Source organism: Lysinibacillus sp. RC79, from assembly GCF_041262405.1.
Taxonomy (GTDB): domain Bacteria; phylum Bacillota; class Bacilli; order Bacillales_A; family Planococcaceae; genus Lysinibacillus.
On record NZ_JBGCCD010000008.1, the window covers coordinates 69,066 to 85,008 of the forward strand.

Annotated in this window: 16 protein-coding genes; 4 read left to right on the forward strand and 12 right to left on the reverse strand. The window is 38.4% G+C overall.

Going from position 1 to position 15,943, the window contains the following annotated elements:
- The first annotated feature begins 42 nt into the window (after nucleotides 1-42).
- Entirely contained in the window at nucleotides 43-1,002 is a 960-nt protein-coding gene (gene corA, locus ABH968_RS10125; protein WP_370044015.1) for a magnesium/cobalt transporter CorA, read from the forward strand.
- A gap of 169 nt (nucleotides 1,003-1,171) precedes the next feature.
- On the opposite strand, the gene ABH968_RS10130 is transcribed toward corA, so the two are convergent.
- Nucleotides 1,172-1,381, reverse strand: a complete 210-nt coding sequence (locus ABH968_RS10130; protein WP_053482844.1) for a hypothetical protein — start codon at nucleotides 1,379-1,381, stop codon at nucleotides 1,172-1,174.
- 279 nt (nucleotides 1,382-1,660) lie between these two features.
- Here ABH968_RS10130 and ABH968_RS10135 point away from each other — a divergent pair, with 279 nt between their 5' ends.
- Nucleotides 1,661-2,986, forward strand: a complete 1,326-nt coding sequence (locus tag ABH968_RS10135) for a protoglobin domain-containing protein (RefSeq protein ID WP_483308123.1) — start codon at nucleotides 1,661-1,663, stop codon at nucleotides 2,984-2,986.
- 48 nt (nucleotides 2,987-3,034) lie between these two features.
- Here the strand turns inward: ABH968_RS10135 and ABH968_RS10140 are convergent, their stop codons facing one another.
- From ABH968_RS10140 to adh, 5 genes are all read right to left on the reverse strand, one after another.
- The gene (locus tag ABH968_RS10140) at nucleotides 3,035-3,514 is read right to left on the reverse strand and encodes an acyl-CoA thioesterase (protein ID WP_370043908.1); all 480 of its coding nucleotides are present in this window, start codon (nucleotides 3,512-3,514) and stop codon (nucleotides 3,035-3,037) included.
- Nucleotides 3,515-3,581: 67 nt separating this feature from the next.
- The gene (locus ABH968_RS10145) at nucleotides 3,582-5,009 is read right to left on the reverse strand and encodes an aldehyde dehydrogenase family protein (protein ID WP_370043909.1); all 1,428 of its coding nucleotides are present in this window, start codon (nucleotides 5,007-5,009) and stop codon (nucleotides 3,582-3,584) included.
- A 42-nt stretch (nucleotides 5,010-5,051) separates the two neighbouring features.
- Nucleotides 5,052-6,014 (reverse strand): DUF4003 family protein, encoded by a 963-nt coding sequence (locus ABH968_RS10150; protein WP_370043910.1) that lies wholly within the window; start codon nucleotides 6,012-6,014, stop codon nucleotides 5,052-5,054.
- Between the two features lie 305 nt (nucleotides 6,015-6,319).
- Complete coding sequence (locus ABH968_RS10155; RefSeq protein WP_370043911.1) at nucleotides 6,320-6,679, reverse strand: DUF779 domain-containing protein; 360 nt, start codon at nucleotides 6,677-6,679, stop codon at nucleotides 6,320-6,322.
- Nucleotides 6,680-6,700: 21 nt separating this feature from the next.
- Nucleotides 6,701-8,221, reverse strand: a complete 1,521-nt coding sequence (adh, locus tag ABH968_RS10160) for an aldehyde dehydrogenase (protein ID WP_370043912.1) — start codon at nucleotides 8,219-8,221, stop codon at nucleotides 6,701-6,703.
- A 367-nt stretch (nucleotides 8,222-8,588) separates the two neighbouring features.
- Between adh and rluF the strand changes: the two genes are divergently transcribed.
- Nucleotides 8,589-9,290 (forward strand): 23S rRNA pseudouridine(2604) synthase RluF, encoded by a 702-nt coding sequence (gene rluF / locus ABH968_RS10165; protein ID WP_370043913.1) that lies wholly within the window; start codon nucleotides 8,589-8,591, stop codon nucleotides 9,288-9,290.
- 22 nt (nucleotides 9,291-9,312) lie between these two features.
- Nucleotides 9,313-10,032, forward strand: coding sequence for a DUF6904 family protein (locus ABH968_RS10170; RefSeq protein ID WP_370043914.1), 720 nt, complete (start codon nucleotides 9,313-9,315; stop codon nucleotides 10,030-10,032).
- A 286-nt stretch (nucleotides 10,033-10,318) separates the two neighbouring features.
- Here the strand turns inward: ABH968_RS10170 and ABH968_RS10175 are convergent, their stop codons facing one another.
- The 6 genes from ABH968_RS10175 to ABH968_RS10200 form a co-directional block, all read right to left on the reverse strand.
- Nucleotides 10,319-10,813 (reverse strand): cupin domain-containing protein, encoded by a 495-nt coding sequence (locus ABH968_RS10175; RefSeq protein WP_370043915.1) that lies wholly within the window; start codon nucleotides 10,811-10,813, stop codon nucleotides 10,319-10,321.
- 228 nt (nucleotides 10,814-11,041) lie between these two features.
- On the reverse strand, nucleotides 11,042-11,749 hold the full coding sequence (locus ABH968_RS10180; protein ID WP_370043916.1) for an ABC transporter ATP-binding protein: 708 nt from the start codon (nucleotides 11,747-11,749) through the stop codon (nucleotides 11,042-11,044).
- Complete coding sequence (locus tag ABH968_RS10185) at nucleotides 11,749-12,528, reverse strand: ABC transporter ATP-binding protein (RefSeq protein ID WP_370043917.1); 780 nt, start codon at nucleotides 12,526-12,528, stop codon at nucleotides 11,749-11,751. Before ABH968_RS10185 ends, ABH968_RS10180 begins: the two co-directional genes overlap by 1 nt.
- Nucleotides 12,528-13,463 carry a branched-chain amino acid ABC transporter permease gene (locus tag ABH968_RS10190; RefSeq protein ID WP_370043918.1) on the reverse strand — a complete coding sequence of 312 codons (936 nt, stop codon included), beginning with the start codon at nucleotides 13,461-13,463 and terminating at the stop codon, nucleotides 12,528-12,530. The genes ABH968_RS10185 and ABH968_RS10190 overlap by 1 nt, the downstream gene beginning before the upstream one ends.
- 13 nt (nucleotides 13,464-13,476) lie before the next feature.
- The gene (locus ABH968_RS10195; protein ID WP_053482855.1) at nucleotides 13,477-14,352 is read right to left on the reverse strand and encodes a branched-chain amino acid ABC transporter permease; all 876 of its coding nucleotides are present in this window, start codon (nucleotides 14,350-14,352) and stop codon (nucleotides 13,477-13,479) included.
- 268 nt (nucleotides 14,353-14,620) lie between these two features.
- Nucleotides 14,621-15,847 carry an ABC transporter substrate-binding protein gene (locus ABH968_RS10200; RefSeq protein WP_370043919.1) on the reverse strand — a complete coding sequence of 409 codons (1,227 nt, stop codon included), beginning with the start codon at nucleotides 15,845-15,847 and terminating at the stop codon, nucleotides 14,621-14,623.
- Nucleotides 15,848-15,943 lie beyond the last annotated feature (96 nt).

The following is a 15,943-nucleotide window of genomic DNA, read 5'->3' on the forward strand; positions in this document are numbered from 1 at the left end:
TACACCTGTTAGGATAGGATGAACAGAATTGAGGTGAATGCTGTGATACGCACAATTGGAATTACAAAAGACCAAAAGCTTATAAAGGAATTTCCGCTTGAAGATATACACAAAAACGAATTTGAATGGTACTGGGTCGATTTTAATTGCCCGACCGATGAGGAAGAACTACTGTTAGATACATTTTTTCATTTTCATCCACTCGCTATAGAAGATTGTTTAATGCGTTTACAGCGGCCAAAGCTCGATTTTTATGATGATTTCCATTTCTTTGTTATCCAAAGAGTTAACGAAGAATTAACAGCTGAGGAAGTAAACATTTTTGTTTCTAATAAATTCATTGTCACATTTCATAAAAACGTAGCTCCGGAAATAGATCGAGTACAAATGATGTTAGAAAAACAGCCAAAGAATTGGGAACGCGGCACAGTATATTTAACATACCAGGTAATCGATAAAATCGTTGATAGCTATTTCCCCCTTGTCTATAAGATTGAGGATCATTTAAATGCACTAGAAGATGAGCTTACCTATCAAAATAACCCCAATGCTATGAAAGTTGTGTTTGAATTCCGTAGTGATTTGCTTGATCTACGACGCACCATTTTACCAATGCGTGATCTATTATATCGTATCCTTAACTCTTACCGATTTTCACTTAAGAAATCAGAACGAGCTTATTTCGGAGATATTTACGACCATCTGCTTAAACTCACCGAAATGATCGAATCCAACCGTGAGCTCACTGCTGATATGCGTGATAGCTATATGGCGATGAGCTCTAGTCGCATGAATGGCATCATGATGACCTTAACAATTGTTTCAACAATCTTTATTCCTCTAACATTTATTGCTGGTGTTTATGGAATGAATTTTGACTATATGCCAGAGCTACACGGGAAATTTAGCTACTTTATTGTGCTCGGAATTATGATTCTTATCGTTTTATTTATGTTGGGAGTCTTTAAACTTAAAGGATGGTTCGGTTTATTTAAACCTTAATAGTGATGTTGCTATAGTGATTCCTTCGGGACCAACGTCACAGATGATGTGGAAATTGAAGCCTAGCCCGTGGAAAAGCGTCCACTCGGTTTGGAAATCAGCTTATATTCATTCTTTTGTCGACAAGCTGAAGGCACCTTAGAGATTTTTCTAAGGTGCCTTTTTACTGTTAGTAAGGACCGCGATCATCAATTTTATCTTCGCCTTGCTGTGGAAATAAAAAGTATGCGAGAACCCCAGATACTAATGTTGCACAGATAGTAATTAATAGTTGATCTAAGTCTGGTACTTCAGCATAGTAGTTTCGTAACATGTAAACCGATCCAATTGCTACAATTACCATAACCGGAATAACAAATTTGAAACGTTTCTTCTCCATGTAATACCTCCTCAAAACTATTGTTACGTTCAATCTAAACAGTTCGTATTTTACAGGTTTCCTATTTCAAATTCAATTTACCTATTACCTTTTTAATAGTCTATTTCATGACTTTTAATCGACAATCCTCTATAATGCCTATAAAAAAATAAAGAAATAAACTAAAATTTTAACCAAATTTACTACAAAAAATAGTAGAATAGACTAAATACCATATTTTTCGCAAATTAACAAACCAAGCAATTCGTTTTTTTATATCTTACTATGCATTTATAAAGAATGGAGCAAACAACAATGAGTTGGTTTACAAAAAAGAACGATTCAAGCTACTCAATTACATTAGCACCTGAAAATTATAAGAACAATGTACAATTGGATGTATCAAACCATCCAAAACTTCAAAAACAGTTGCAGCTTTTAGATTTAACAATTGAGGATTTAGCCATCATTAAACAACTACAGCCTTTAGCTAAGGATTTAGTTCCTGAAATGGTGGATCAATTTTATGCAGCCATTAGTTTGAGCCAAGATTTGTTAGATATTATAAACAGAACGTCACAAATCGATCGTTTAAAAGTTACTTTACATAAGCATTTGAGTGATATTTTCGAAAGTCATATTAATGACTCTTATATTGATGAACGGAAGGCAATCGCCGAAGTCCATGTTCGAATTGGTCTACAATCGAAGTGGTATATCGCCTCATTCCAGTCATTAACAACGACATTTACACGCTTTACAAATGAGTTAGATCTATCGAAACATGATGCAATACGCGCTATCAATGCCTTTTGCAAAATCATTAACTTCGAGCAGCAGCTTGTAATCGAAGCCTATGAAAAAGAAGAGGAACGCATTCGCTCAGCAGCTGATGACACAAAACATGCACTTGTTACTACCATTCAAAAAACGGCAGAGGAACTCAATGAGATTAGTGAAGAAACAGCAGCTTCTTTATTAGTCATTTCTTCTCAAACAGATGATATCGCAGTAGCTACAAAGCAAGGCTTAACTTTCGTTGCTGATACACAGGAAAAATCCAGACGTGGACAGCAGCAGCTACAAGATCAAAATGATTTAATACAGGTTATTTTGCAAAGCGTAAACAGTCTCGAAGTGACGATGAACCAGTTACGTACATCTTCTCAAAAAATATCAGAAATTGTAGGGCTAGTTACAGGAATTGCCGATCAAACTAACTTATTAGCATTGAATGCTTCTATCGAGGCAGCCCGTGCAGGTGAGCATGGTAAAGGCTTTGCTGTTGTTGCTGAGGAAGTTCGTAAGCTGGCAGAAGAAACAAAAAATGCTGTACAAAATGTTTCTCATCTCATTAAAGAAACTGAAAGTAATATTACAACAATGTCGAATTCAGTTATTAACGTTGATCAAAAGATTCAACATAGCGTAGATACACAAAACAGTTTATCTAAATCATTTAATGATATCGCCGATGCTGTTTCCGGAATTCAACAGCAGTATGTCAATACATCAAGAGATATTTCAGCAATCTCTAACCTGATTACTGAACTGTCACAAGGGGCTACACTAGTATCTTCTTCTTCCGATTCACTTATTAATGTGGTAAATGAGTTGAAAATGTAAGCGTAAAAAAGGGAAACTGACCGTATACGTCAATTTCCCTTTTCATTATTAATGCGGTAATGCACGTTTTTGTTTACGATGCTCTCGTCTTGCTGGTCCCGTTTCAAACAGACGTTTTTCTGCATCTGTTTCAGGGTAAATTGCTGGAACTGGCTTAGGTTTACCGTCATCATCTACTGCAACCATTGTTACAAAGGACTCAGTCGTTAATTTTTCCTCACGAGTTTCAATATTTCTCGAAATAACTCGAACATAAACTTCCATTGAAGAACGTCCCGTTGACGAAACAATACTTTCAATTTCTAAAATATCCCCTACATGTGCTGCCGATAAAAAATCAACCGAATCAATAGAGGCTGTAACTACATGCCCTTTTGCATGCTTCATTGCTGTAATAGCAGCAATTTCATCAATATAAGCTAACACTCTTCCACCAAAAATGGAGTTGTGATTATTTGTATCTGGCGGTAATACGAGACGCGTTTGAACAGTACGTGACTGGCCCATCGGTATTGCGTTGTTTGTCATAGTTCTTGCAACTTCCCTTCATGAATGTACTTTCGTCATCGTATCGCAGAAAAAGAGCTGATGCAAATTAGAACGATTTTTTCATCGTAATAAATTTCATATCTGTCATTTCCTCAATTGCCCACTTAATACCTTCGCGTCCGTAGCCACTCATTTTCACGCCGCCGTATGGCATATTATCAACCCTGAATGTCGGAATATCATTAATAATAACCGCACCTGCCTGTATTTCATCCGCTGCACGTAATGCATCTTGTAACACATTCGTATAAATTCCAGCATTTAAGCCAAGTTCCGACTCATTCACTAGTCGAATAGCGTCGTCTAATGTTTCATATGAAACAATTGAGACGATTGGCGCGAATGTTTCCTGACAAACAATTTTCATATCCGCCGTCACATTCGTCATAACAGTTGGCGTTAAAGTACGTTCCGTAAATGTTCCTCCTGTTGCAACTACCGCACCTTGTGACTTTGCTTCCTCAATCCATTGACGAATACGTTCAACTTCTTTTGGATTAATCATTGCACTAACATCCGTATTTGTATCTAGTGGATCACCTACCACTAATTTCTCTGTCTCAGCTACAAACGCCTTTGTAAATTCATCAATAATAGATGAGTGTACATAAATACGTTGTAAGGAGATACAAACTTGCCCAGCAAAATTAAAGGCACCACCGACACAACGCGAAATAATTTTATCAATCGGTGTCGATGGCTCGACAATTACTGCTGCATTGGAACCAAGTTCTAAAGTGACTTTACGCAAGCCTACTTTTTCTTTAATGCCCAATCCAACCTTACCGCTTCCCGTGAATGTCACCTTTTTCACAAGCGGGTGGGTCACAAGTGTATCACTTAGCTCCCCACCGCTACCTGTAATAATTTGAAGCACACCTTTAGGTAGCCCCGCTTGCTGGAAAATTTCCGCCATCACGATCGAACTTAATGGCGTTTGCGTCGCTGGCTTTAAGACAACTGTATTTCCCACTGCAAAAGCAGGACCTAATTTATGTGCCACTAAATTAAATGGAAAATTAAATGGTGCAATGGCTGAAATTACACCTAGAGGTTCTCGTTTTGTCCAGCCAATACGATCCCCTGCCCCGGGTGCAGCATCCATCGGTACCATTTCACCTTTTGCTTGCTTAGCTCCCTCCGCAGCAAATTGATAGGTTGCTATTGTGCGTTCTATTTCAGTTAAACCTGCTGATATTGGCTTACTCGCCTCTAAAGCCAAAATTTCAGCTAATTCCTCTTTACGCTGGCGCATAATGTCGACCACTTTATATAATATTTCGGCACGTTCGTAGGCTGTTGTTTTTTTAAACGTTTGGAATGCCTCCTGTGCACCTTCTATTGCTTGCTCAACGTCAGAAATTGACGCCTTAGCTACCTTTGCAATAACCTCACCACTATAGGGTGATTTCAGTTCATATGTTTCCTTTGCGTTCTGCCATTCACCATTCATCCAAAGTTTTGTTTCCTTCATCCTTCAAATGCACCTCCAAAAATCAAGTTCTTCTTTATTTTATCACGAAGAGCTTGATGCTACAGCTGCTGCACTAACTGCCGCCAACATTGCTGCCTGCTGTGCTTGAATTAACAATTCAATGGACGACATGATTGACATTGATAAGGATTGTTGTACATTCGCCATATTATAAATAGCAATTTGTGTGGCCATAAATAACACGAATTCACGATGCCATTTTAAAAGTTTCATATCCTTTAACTCATGATATAAATCAACAATCTGTTGAAGCTGTACTTGATTCACTTCAAGGATTGCTAAAAAGCCCAGTAATGGATAATGCATCGCCTTGACCTTTACATCTTGTTTTTTTAGTGTGTCACGGATCGTTACAACATTAGGCACTAACGTATTATCATATTGAGGTGATAAGAAAGTCAGTACTTGCGATAGCCATTGAAGCTCATTACCTGCATTAAAATTATACGTACGTAATTCTTTATAATAACGATTCATTGTTTCTGCACGTAGCTCAACGTCGTCAGATGGGCTACTTAACAATACTGCATAGGGAATATCATCGTATGACGTCAAAAATCGATGGTGCTTGCGGATTGCGTCAAATAATGCGCGTGCTACCTGTGCATGTGCACGTTTCTCACTTTCCTCTTCCGTTAAAAACTGTGCACCAATAAAACTAAAATTCCCACTTCTAAATTTTGCTTCCTTCATTATGTCAACGTTGTTCAGTAAATTTTTTACTGCTTGTTCTGTATCCTCTTGCTCCATCAAATTTGCAGCAATACTATAACCTACCGTTGTTCTTAACGGAGATGTCCATGACGTTTGCTTTTTCATTTCTTGTAATACTACTTTATATTTTACGGAGTCAAAGAGTTTTCCTGACGCTACATATTTGCTAGCAATGGCTAACACGATTTTACGATCAACCGTCCGACCGACAGCCTTTGAGACATCCTCCACCGTATTTGTAAACTGATTTTCAATCATAACAAAATCCATGTTTAACACGCTCCTTTTCCACATTTACGTAATAAAACAAAAAAAGGATTCATCAATTTAGGCTCATCGCCATAACGAGAGGTTGATTTCCGTTCCGTCTGAGCGCTTTCCTGGGGGCGTCCGATGAGCTGCTTCACCCGCGTCCTATATAGTAATATTAATCTAATGTGAATGGGGAGCTGATGCTGAACAAGATCGTTTACGATTATTTAACTCTCCAAATAATATAGCCTTACATACACTTTTCCAGAAAAATCAACATAGAAAAACAGCGGCAATACTTTTTGCCGCTGTCTCTAAAATCTTTAAATTAACCCTAATTCCTTTAACTCCTCTGTTGAAAAGGCTCTTGATCTTGTTAAGAATCGTTTACCTTCAACGCCTTCAAGTGAAAACATACCACCTCTACCATCGACAACGTCCAAGATTATTTGTGTATGCTTCCAATAGTCATATTGATTTTTATGCATATAGAAGGGAGCACCACCAATCTCTCCTAGGCGAACATCTTGATCACCTAATAGTAAGTCGCCCTCTGGATAACACATTGGCGAAGAGCCGTCGCAGCATCCACCTGATTGATGAAATATTACGGGTCCATGCTTTTCTTTCAATAATTCGATTAGTGCTAGCGCTTCTTCTGTTGCTATAACACGCTCGACCACGCTCATGCACCTCCCTATTGATTAGAAGAAACCAAGTTTGTTTTCGCTGTAGCTAACTAATAGGTTTTTCGTTTGTTGATAGTGAGCTAACATCATCTTATGGTTTTCACGACCAACACCCGACATTTTATAGCCACCGAACGCTGCATGTGCAGGATAAGCATGGTAGCAGTTTGTCCAAACACGCCCTGCTTGAATACCACGACCGAAGCGATAAGCTGTATTCATATCACGTGTCCATACACCTGCGCCAAGACCGTATAATGTGTCATTCGCAATTTCTAACGCTTCTTCTTTTGTTTTAAATGTTGTTACAGCAACAACTGGCCCGAAAATTTCTTCCTGGAAAATACGCATTTTATTGTGTCCTTTGAAGACAGTTGGCTTAATGTAGTAACCATTTTCAAAGCCTGATCCTACATTATTTTTCTCTCCTCCAATTAGGCATTCGGCACCTTCTTGCTTACCAATATCTAAGTAAGAAAGGATTTTTTCCATTTGCTCACTTGAAGCTTGCGCACCCATCATCGTATTCGGATCAAGTGGATTCCCAACTTTAATCGCTTCAACACGCTGTAGGACACGCTCCATAAATTTATCGTAAATAGATTCTTGAATTAATGCACGAGAAGGACATGTACATACTTCACCTTGGTTTAATGCAAATAATACAAAGCCCTCAACTGCTTTATCTAAAAAGGCATCATCTTCGTCCATAATATCCTCAAAGAAAATGTTTGGCGACTTACCGCCCAATTCTAGTGTAACTGGAATAAGGTTTTGTGAAGCATATTGCATAATTAAGCGACCTGTCGTTGTCTCACCAGTAAAGGCAATTTTACCGATGCGTGGATTCGATGCTAGCGGCTTCCCTGCCTCTAAGCCAAAGCCATTGACAACATTTAGTACACCTGATGGCAATAAATCTTCTATTAATTCAACGAGTACCATAATCGAAGTTGGTGTTTGCTCTGCAGGCTTTAACACTACACAGTTTCCAGCCGCAAGTGCAGGTGCTAACTTCCAAACAGCCATTAATAACGGGAAGTTCCAAGGGATAATTTGACCTACTACCCCTATTGGCTCATGGAAATGATAAGCGACAGTATCATTATCGATTTGGCTTACTGCGCCTTCTTGTGCACGTAAAGCTCCCGCAAAATAACGGAAATGATCAACTGCAAGAGGGATATCTGCATTTAATGTCTCACGTACCGCTTTTCCGTTATCCCATGTTTCGGCAACGGCTAACTTTTCTAAGTTTTGTTCTATGCGGTCCGCAATTTTAAGTAAAATGTTTGCACGCTCTGTTGCGGATGTTCTTCCCCATGCATCTTTTGCGGCATGCGCTGCATCAAGTGCAAGTTCAATATCCTCAGCAGTAGAACGAGCTACTTGTGTAAAAACTTGTCCAGTAACAGGTGTAACATTGTCAAAGTATTGTCCTTTCACTGGAGATGTCCATTCCCCACCAATATAATTATTATATTTCTCTTTGAATTGAACTACCGACCCTTCAGTGTTTGGAAATGCATAAACCATTTTACTTCTCCCCTTTACACAAAATAATGAGAAAATATTCTACAAATATCGTCATTTTATATCGAAATAACAACATTTTCATAGATACCCTCTTACACAATATATTGTCAGAAATGAAAAATAATTTCAACTTTTTTAAATTTTTTTAGATTAATACTAAAATCTGTTCTTGATTAAGAAAGTAGGTTGCTATGAAAGCATATGAAACGAAGTATGAGCGAAGAGGAGACTCACGAAAAACATTTTCCGGGAGTAGAATGTGTAGGCTGTGGCGAAGAGCTATTTTTGCTAGAAAAGCTTCTAGGATTCACGGTGTGACCAACTATAATGTATACTAAACAATAATATAAATGTATAGGAGAACAGTATGCGCATTAATAAATATTTGAGTGAAACAGGCATCGTATCTCGTCGCGGTGCGGATAAATGGGTAGAGGAAGGTAAAGTAACAATTAATGGTGAACTTGCTACAGTCGGCAGTCAAGTTGAGGCTGGTGATATGGTTTGTGTTGATGAAAAAGAGGTAAAAAAAGAAGAACAGCTCGTATATATTGCCTTAAACAAACCAGTAGGAATTACAAGCACAACTGAACGTCATATAAAAGGAAATGTCGTTGATTTTGTCAATCATCCTCTTCGCATTTTTCATATTGGACGACTAGATAAAGAGTCAGAAGGGCTATTATTACTGACAAATGACGGTGACATCGTCAATAAAATTTTACGTGCGGAAAATCATCATGAAAAAGAATATATCGTGCAAGTTGATAAACCTATTACAGAGCAATTCATCGAAAAAATGGGAGCTGGTGTAGATATTTTAGATACTACAACCCTACCTTGTTATGTTGAAAAAATATCTGATAAAGTCTTTAAAATCGTTTTAGAGCAAGGTTTAAATCGTCAAATACGTCGTATGTGTTCGGCACTTGGCTACTCCGTTAAGCGTCTACAACGCATTCGTATTATGAATATTAAGATTGGCAATTTAAAGGTTGGACAGTGGCGTGATTTAACAGATAAAGAACGAACAGAACTATTCAGACTACTTAAATACACACCAAAATAAAGCACTTTAAGGAGATAGAACTATGCTGTCAATTCGAAGTACTGAGCAGTTAACTGGCGCACGTATTAGCGGGGATTTTTGGGATTTAGATGAGCTTATTAATGCTATTTACAAAATAACTGGTGATGAAAACAAGTATTATGATTATCAAGGAGCGCGCCTTCGCATTCTTAGTGTTTGTTATAATCTACGTCAAGCTGCCAAGGGGGAGCATCAGCTTGAGTTTGTTAGCAACGGGCTCAATAAAAGTGTACTGACACAGCATGAACTAATTTTTCCAAATAAAAATGTTTATTTCGCAGCGGAGGTTCTTTGGCCAGAGCTGATTTTTACTGCTATCGCATTAAATGATTTCATTCGCCTACATCAAGAGCTAATTGATTCTTCTGATTGGAATATTGATGTTGCCGCCATTCGTAAATTCCAGGCAGCGGTTGCTGATTGCTTAGAGCAGGAGCTTCATGAGGAAGGATACTTAGTATTTTTAAGAATGCTACACACTAAAAGTCCATTAACATTCCGTTATGCAACACAGTATGTAGATGTTTTGAACTTAGAGTATATTCAACTAAGTTTGGAGGAACGTAAAGCTCATTTAGCAGCATTTGCTCTCCGATTAATGTTAGAAGACGATGAATATGTAATGCTAAAATCACAACTCATGGAAGCGGCGATTACTACAAAAAAATCGTTACATGATATTGAAATTAAAGCTAATTATCCTGAAACTATTTTGTGGTAAATAGAAAGGCCGTCTCAACTAATTTTGAGACGGCTACTTTTCTTCTAATCAATTATGCCTTGGCATAATTGCGTCCGGATTCGGCTTTGTGCTTAGGCCTGCACGAGGGCCGACACGATGTCGGTCATTTCGGTAATGCCACAGGACGTTGCGTTTTTACCGATGCAGGTCAGTTAGCCGTTATCGCATGGATGCGATGATTTTAGGCTAACATCCTTTATTAACTCCTTTCCGAATCCGTGACATCCGCCGGAGGCTTTAACTTATTTCAGCCTGCTGAAATAAGTTAAATTTTCTTGTAAGCCATTTTTCGAATAACTTCCTCGTGCTGTGGATAGTCAGTTAAAAGCTCATCCTGTGTAAATAATTCGAAGTCTTCAAAATCAAAGCCTGGTGCAACCATACAGCCTACTAAACTAAATGTATCTGCATCCTCTACAGATGAGCCAAATATAGTATTTTTCGGTACTGCTAATTGTGGTACTTCTCCTGCCTCAACATTTAATCCTAGCTTCTTCGCCTCATATGTACCATCTGGGAAAATCATATGGACTGTTAACGGACTGCCAGCATGATAATACCAAAGTTCGTCCGATTTCAAACGATGCAAATGCGATATATCCTGTGAACGAAGTAAGAAATAAATACTCGTATAAATTGGTCTCTGTACATCTCTTACAGCCATATCCTCAGCTGCTCGAAACGAGGATATATAATACCCGCCCTCTGGATGCTCTGCTAAATTTAATTTCTCAATAAAATATTGTGCTGAATACTTCATAAAATATCACTCCTTTCGTCCACATTACCAAATAATAAACAACGAATGCTACTGCTATTTCGTCACTTTGATAAGTGTATCCGTCGTTTTGGCCTTTCTTTCTGCCGCTTTGACTGATCTATCCGTCGTTCTAGCCTTTCTTTTCTTCACTTTAACAAATCTATACGTCTGTTCACTCCCTGCGCTCATACAAAAAAGACGCCTCGAAAATTGAGACGCCTTCTCCTTCTATAAACCACCTAAATAAGCTGCCTTTACTTGTTCACTCTCTTGAAGCTCTTTCGCTGTGCCTGATAATACTATACGTCCCGTTTCAAGTACGTACGCACGATTCGCTACTGATAAGGCCATATTGGCATTTTGCTCAACAAGCAATACGGTTGTACCCTCTTTGTTGACTTGCTCAATAATATTGAAAATATTTTTTACCATGAGTGGTGCAAGTCCCATTGAAGGTTCATCCATTAATAACAATTTCGGTTTTGCCATTAATGCTCGCCCCATCGCTAGCATCTGTTGCTCACCACCAGATAATGTACCTGATTGCTGTTTACGACGCTCCAAAAGACGTGGGAATAATTCATACACATGATCCAGATCTTTTTTGATACCAGCTTTATCGCTACGGAGATATGCTCCAAGCTCTAAGTTTTCTTCAACAGACATATTGGCAAAAACACGACGTCCCTCTGGAACATGTGAAATGCCTGATTTTACAATTGTCTGTGCAGCCTTCCCTGCGATAGAGAAGCCTTCATATTCAATGATTCCACCCTTTGGTTTTAATAAACCTGACAATGTTTTTAACAATGTACTTTTACCAGCACCATTTGCACCGATTAACGTTACAATTTCACCCTCATTTACTTCTAAAGAGAGGCCCTTTAATGCTTGAATATTACCGTAAAATACATCTATATTTTGTACTTTTAGCATTAGCTGATAACCTCCTCGCCAAGGTAAGCTTCGATTACCTTTGGATTGTTGCGAATTTCTTCTGGTGTCCCATCAGCGATTAATTGACCGTGATCGAGCACGTATATACGTTCACAAATCCCCATAACTAAGCTCATATCATGCTCAATTAGAAGAATTGTTAAGTCAAATTCTTTACGAATAAACGCTATTAATTCCATTAAATCATGCGTTTCCTGCGGGTTCATCCCTGCTGCTGGTTCATCTAATAAAAGCAGCTTAGGATTCGCAGCTAGGGCACGAGCAATTTCTAGTCGGCGTTGCATCCCATAAGGTAAATTTTTCGCAAGCTCATCCTTATAAACATCTAAGCCAAAGATTTTTAGGAACTCAATAGATTGATGCTCCATTTCTGCCTCACCTTTAAAATGATTCGGCAAGCGGAAAATGGAAGACCACATGGAATGCTTTGCAAGCGAATGGTTCGCTACCTTAACATTATCTAGAACAGATAGCTCTTTAAATAAACGAATATTTTGGAACGTACGGCTAATACCTTTTTGTGTTACTTGATATGGCGCAAGCCCGTTCAACTTTGTACCGTCAAATATAATCGTACCTTCAGTTGGCTTATACACTCCCGTAAGCATGTTAAAACTTGTTGTTTTACCAGCACCATTAGGCCCTATAAGACCTACTAGTTCTCCTTGATTCAGGTACATATTAACGCCCTGTACCGCCTTTAAACCACCGAATTGAATGCCCATATTTTCAACATTGATAAGAAGGTTTCCAGTCATTATTTTGTACCTCCTTTTTTACCAAACTTAAATAAATCCGTAACTTCTTTTGTTCCCATCAAGCCTGTTGGACGGTACAGCATTACGACTATTAATACTAAACTGTAAATAATCATACGTGTTTCTGGGAAGTTTGCTAGGTAAGCTGAGATTACAGTTAAGAAAATCGCAGCAATAACGGATCCCGAAAGACTTCCTAAACCACCAAGAACTACATAGATTAAAATATCAAATGATTTTAAGAAACCAAAAGTTGTCGGTTGAATAATGTAAAAATTATGTGCAAAGATGGCACCTGCAAGACCAGCAAAGAAGGAACCAATTGCGAACGCTACAACTTTATAGTAGGTTGTGTTAATACCCATCGCATCTGCCGCAATTTCGTCCTCACGAATCGAAATACATGCGCGTCCATGACGAGAATTCGTAAAGTTCGAGATTACTAAAATTGTTAGAACAACACCTATGAATGCATAAGTCCAATTAGATAAATATTCAACCTGCATCCCTGCTGCGCCACCAACATAATCCGTATTTAAAAAGATAATACGTATAATTTCCGCAAAACCAAGCGTTGCAATTGCTAAATAGTCACCCTTTAATCGTAACGTCGGGATACCTACAATTAAACCTGCTACTGCTGCTGCAAGTGCCCCTAAGAAAATTGCTAATGGGAACGGAAGCATTAATTTAGTTGTAATAATGGCAGAAATATATGCCCCTACTGCTAGGAAACCGGCATGCCCAATCGAGAACTGACCAGTAATCCCAATAACAATATGCAAGCTGACCGCAAGCATGATGTTAATACACATTGTAATCAACATATTTTGATAGTAAATATCGAGAATGTTCGTTGAAATAAGCACCTGAATAACTGCATAGATGACTAGCGCTAATACGGCATAGCCCCAGAAAACTTTAGACTTTTTCATAATCACCGCTCACCTACACTTTCTCACGGGCATTTTTACCAAAGATACCCGATGGTCTGAAGATTAAAATTAAAATTAAAATAACAAATGCCGCTGCATCACGCCATAGAGAGAAACCAAGTGCACTTACTAATGATTCCACAACACCGAGCAACATGCCGCCTACCATGGCACCAGGAATAATACCAATACCGCCAAGTACTGCCGCGATGAAGGCTTTAACCCCTGGAATAACACCCATTAATGGATCGATTTTTGTATAGTAAACACCAAAGATAACACCTGCTGCACCAGCTAGAGCAGAACCAATTGCGAATGTCGCTGAAATTGTATTATCTACATTAATGCCCATTAAGCGTGCTGCATCGGCATCATGAGAAACCGCACGCATCGCTTTCCCGATTTTTGTTTTATGTACGATGAATTGTAAAAGAACCATCAGTACAATTGCGACAGATAAAATTAATATTGATGTACTACTAATTTGAACACCGAAAACATCAAATGATTTATTAGTAATGACATCAGGATATGCCGCCGGTTGCGCACCTCTGAAGAAAATAGTAGTATATTCGATTAATAGTGATACACCGATTGCAGTAATTAAAGCTGCAATACGTGTGGCATTTCGCAAACGCTTATAAGCAATACGTTCAATTAAAACACCAAAGATTGCACAGACCACCATCGCCAATAACAGTGCTGGAAAGAAGCCAAGCTCCCATTTAGCAATTGCATAAAAGCCAATAAATGCCCCAATCATGAAGACATCGCCGTGGGCAAAGTTAATCAGCTTAATAATCCCGTATACCATCGTATACCCCAGCGCTATTAATGCGTAGATACTACCTAGTGAAATACCATTCACAAGCTGCTGTATCCATTCCATGAGCGTTCACTCCTTTTTATTTTTTGAAAAATGCAAAAATAGGACTTACTTCTACATGTTATTATTGAAAATAGAGTAAATTGTGTCCTCTTAAAAAATTTTTTCATGTTCTATCAATTTTGCCTTGGCGTAATTAGGTGTTTGGACACTGTAAAGGAACCATATCCGCATTCATCTCACCACCTTCAATGGTGGGAGCCTTCACTGAATGAAGATAAAAACATAAAAGGGAAGGCGTGTTTCCCCGCCTCCCCTTGCCTAAAAAACATTAAGGATTAACTTTAGAGTTGAACACTTGTTTACCGTCTTCAAATTCAAGAACTGTTGCTGTTTTAATTGGGTTATGATTTTCGTCAACTGAGAAAGTACCTGTTACTAAAGAAAGATCTTTTGTGTCGGCTAATGCTTTTTTAATTGCTTCCCCATCCGTAGAGCCTGCACGTTTAATAGCATCAGCAATGTAGTAAATTGAGTCATAGCCAAGTGCATTGAATGCATCTGGTGCTTTATCATTGTTCGCTGCTTTAAACGCCTTTACGAAGTCTTGAATTTTTTGATCTGGGTCTTCTGCAGAGTAGTGGTTGGTGATGTACGTGTTATTTAGCGCTTTCGCACCAGCTAACTCTACTAATGTTGGTGAATCCCAACCGTCAGCCCCCATCAGTGGTACATCAATACCCATTTCACGTGCTTGTTTAACAATTAAACCGACCTCTTCATAGTATCCTGGGATAAAAATAAAGTCTGGCTTCTCTCCTTTAATATTTGTTAACTGTGTACGGAAATCAGTATCCTTCGCTACATACGCTTCTTCCTTTACAACTTTCCCGCCATTTTTTGTAATTGTTTCTTTAAATGATTTCGCTAAACCTTTTGCATAATCAGATGCATTGTCCGCAAAAATAGCTACATTTTTAGCTTTCAATTCATTAGAAGCGAAGTTTGCTGCTACAATCCCTTGGAATGGATCGATGAAACAAGTACGGAATGCATACTCATTAATGCTACCATTATCATTCACTGTAATGTTTGGAGCAGTACCAGAACCAGTAACGATTGGGATTTTATTTTTATTCGCAATTTGAACAGTAGCAACTGTATTACCAGAAGTTGCTGGGGCTAGCATTGCTACTACTTTATCTTGCGTTGCTAGTTTAAGAGCTGCTGCAGTAGCCTCTGAGTTTTCAGACTTGTTATCTACTTTAATAAGATCAATTTTTTTACCGTCAATTCCGCCATTATCATTAATTTCTTTAACAGCAAGCTCTGCACCTAGACCAATCGAAGACCCATAGGAAGCTACGTTACCTGAAAGCTCTAAGTTTGCACCGATTTTAATAGTATCACCGTCAGAAGAACCGCCACCGCCTGATGATGATGATCCTCCTCCTGAACTTGAACTATCTCCGTTACCACAGCCAGCAAGAACGCCTGCAAGTAGTGAAGATGCAACTAGAAGTGAGCCAAACTTTTTAAGCTTTTTGTTCTCTCTCATAATTTTATTCCCCCTAAGTTTTTTCAAATATTAGATATTTCTGATAATTATAAACAATCCATGACATTTCCTCAATAACAAAAATAACCAAAACAA

What these genes read in the sequence shown, in the direction of transcription:
- ABH968_RS10130 (WP_053482844.1), bottom strand. Translation starts at nt 1,381, where the DNA reads ATGGAGAAGAAACGTTTCAAATTTGTTATTCCGGTTATGGTAATTGTA.
- ABH968_RS10135 (WP_483308123.1), top strand. Translation starts at nt 1,661, where the DNA reads ATGGAGCAAACAACAATGAGTTGGTTTACAAAAAAGAACGATTCAAGC.
- ABH968_RS10140 (WP_370043908.1), bottom strand. Translation starts at nt 3,514, where the DNA reads ATGACAAACAACGCAATACCGATGGGCCAGTCACGTACTGTTCAAACG.
- ABH968_RS10145 (WP_370043909.1), bottom strand. Translation starts at nt 5,009, where the DNA reads ATGAAGGAAACAAAACTTTGGATGAATGGTGAATGGCAGAACGCAAAG.
- ABH968_RS10150 (WP_370043910.1), bottom strand. Translation starts at nt 6,014, where the DNA reads ATGGATTTTGTTATGATTGAAAATCAGTTTACAAATACGGTGGAGGAT.
- adh (WP_370043912.1), bottom strand. Translation starts at nt 8,221, where the DNA reads ATGGTTTATGCATTTCCAAACACTGAAGGGTCGGTAGTTCAATTCAAA.
- rluF (WP_370043913.1), top strand. Translation starts at nt 8,589, where the DNA reads ATGCGCATTAATAAATATTTGAGTGAAACAGGCATCGTATCTCGTCGC.
- ABH968_RS10170 (WP_370043914.1), top strand. Translation starts at nt 9,313, where the DNA reads ATGCTGTCAATTCGAAGTACTGAGCAGTTAACTGGCGCACGTATTAGC.
- ABH968_RS10175 (WP_370043915.1), bottom strand. Translation starts at nt 10,813, where the DNA reads ATGAAGTATTCAGCACAATATTTTATTGAGAAATTAAATTTAGCAGAG.
- ABH968_RS10180 (WP_370043916.1), bottom strand. Translation starts at nt 11,749, where the DNA reads ATGCTAAAAGTACAAAATATAGATGTATTTTACGGTAATATTCAAGCA.
- ABH968_RS10185 (WP_370043917.1), bottom strand. Translation starts at nt 12,528, where the DNA reads ATGACTGGAAACCTTCTTATCAATGTTGAAAATATGGGCATTCAATTC.
- ABH968_RS10190 (WP_370043918.1), bottom strand. Translation starts at nt 13,463, where the DNA reads ATGAAAAAGTCTAAAGTTTTCTGGGGCTATGCCGTATTAGCGCTAGTC.
- ABH968_RS10195 (WP_053482855.1), bottom strand. Translation starts at nt 14,352, where the DNA reads ATGGAATGGATACAGCAGCTTGTGAATGGTATTTCACTAGGTAGTATC.
- ABH968_RS10200 (WP_370043919.1), bottom strand. Translation starts at nt 15,847, where the DNA reads ATGAGAGAGAACAAAAAGCTTAAAAAGTTTGGCTCACTTCTAGTTGCA.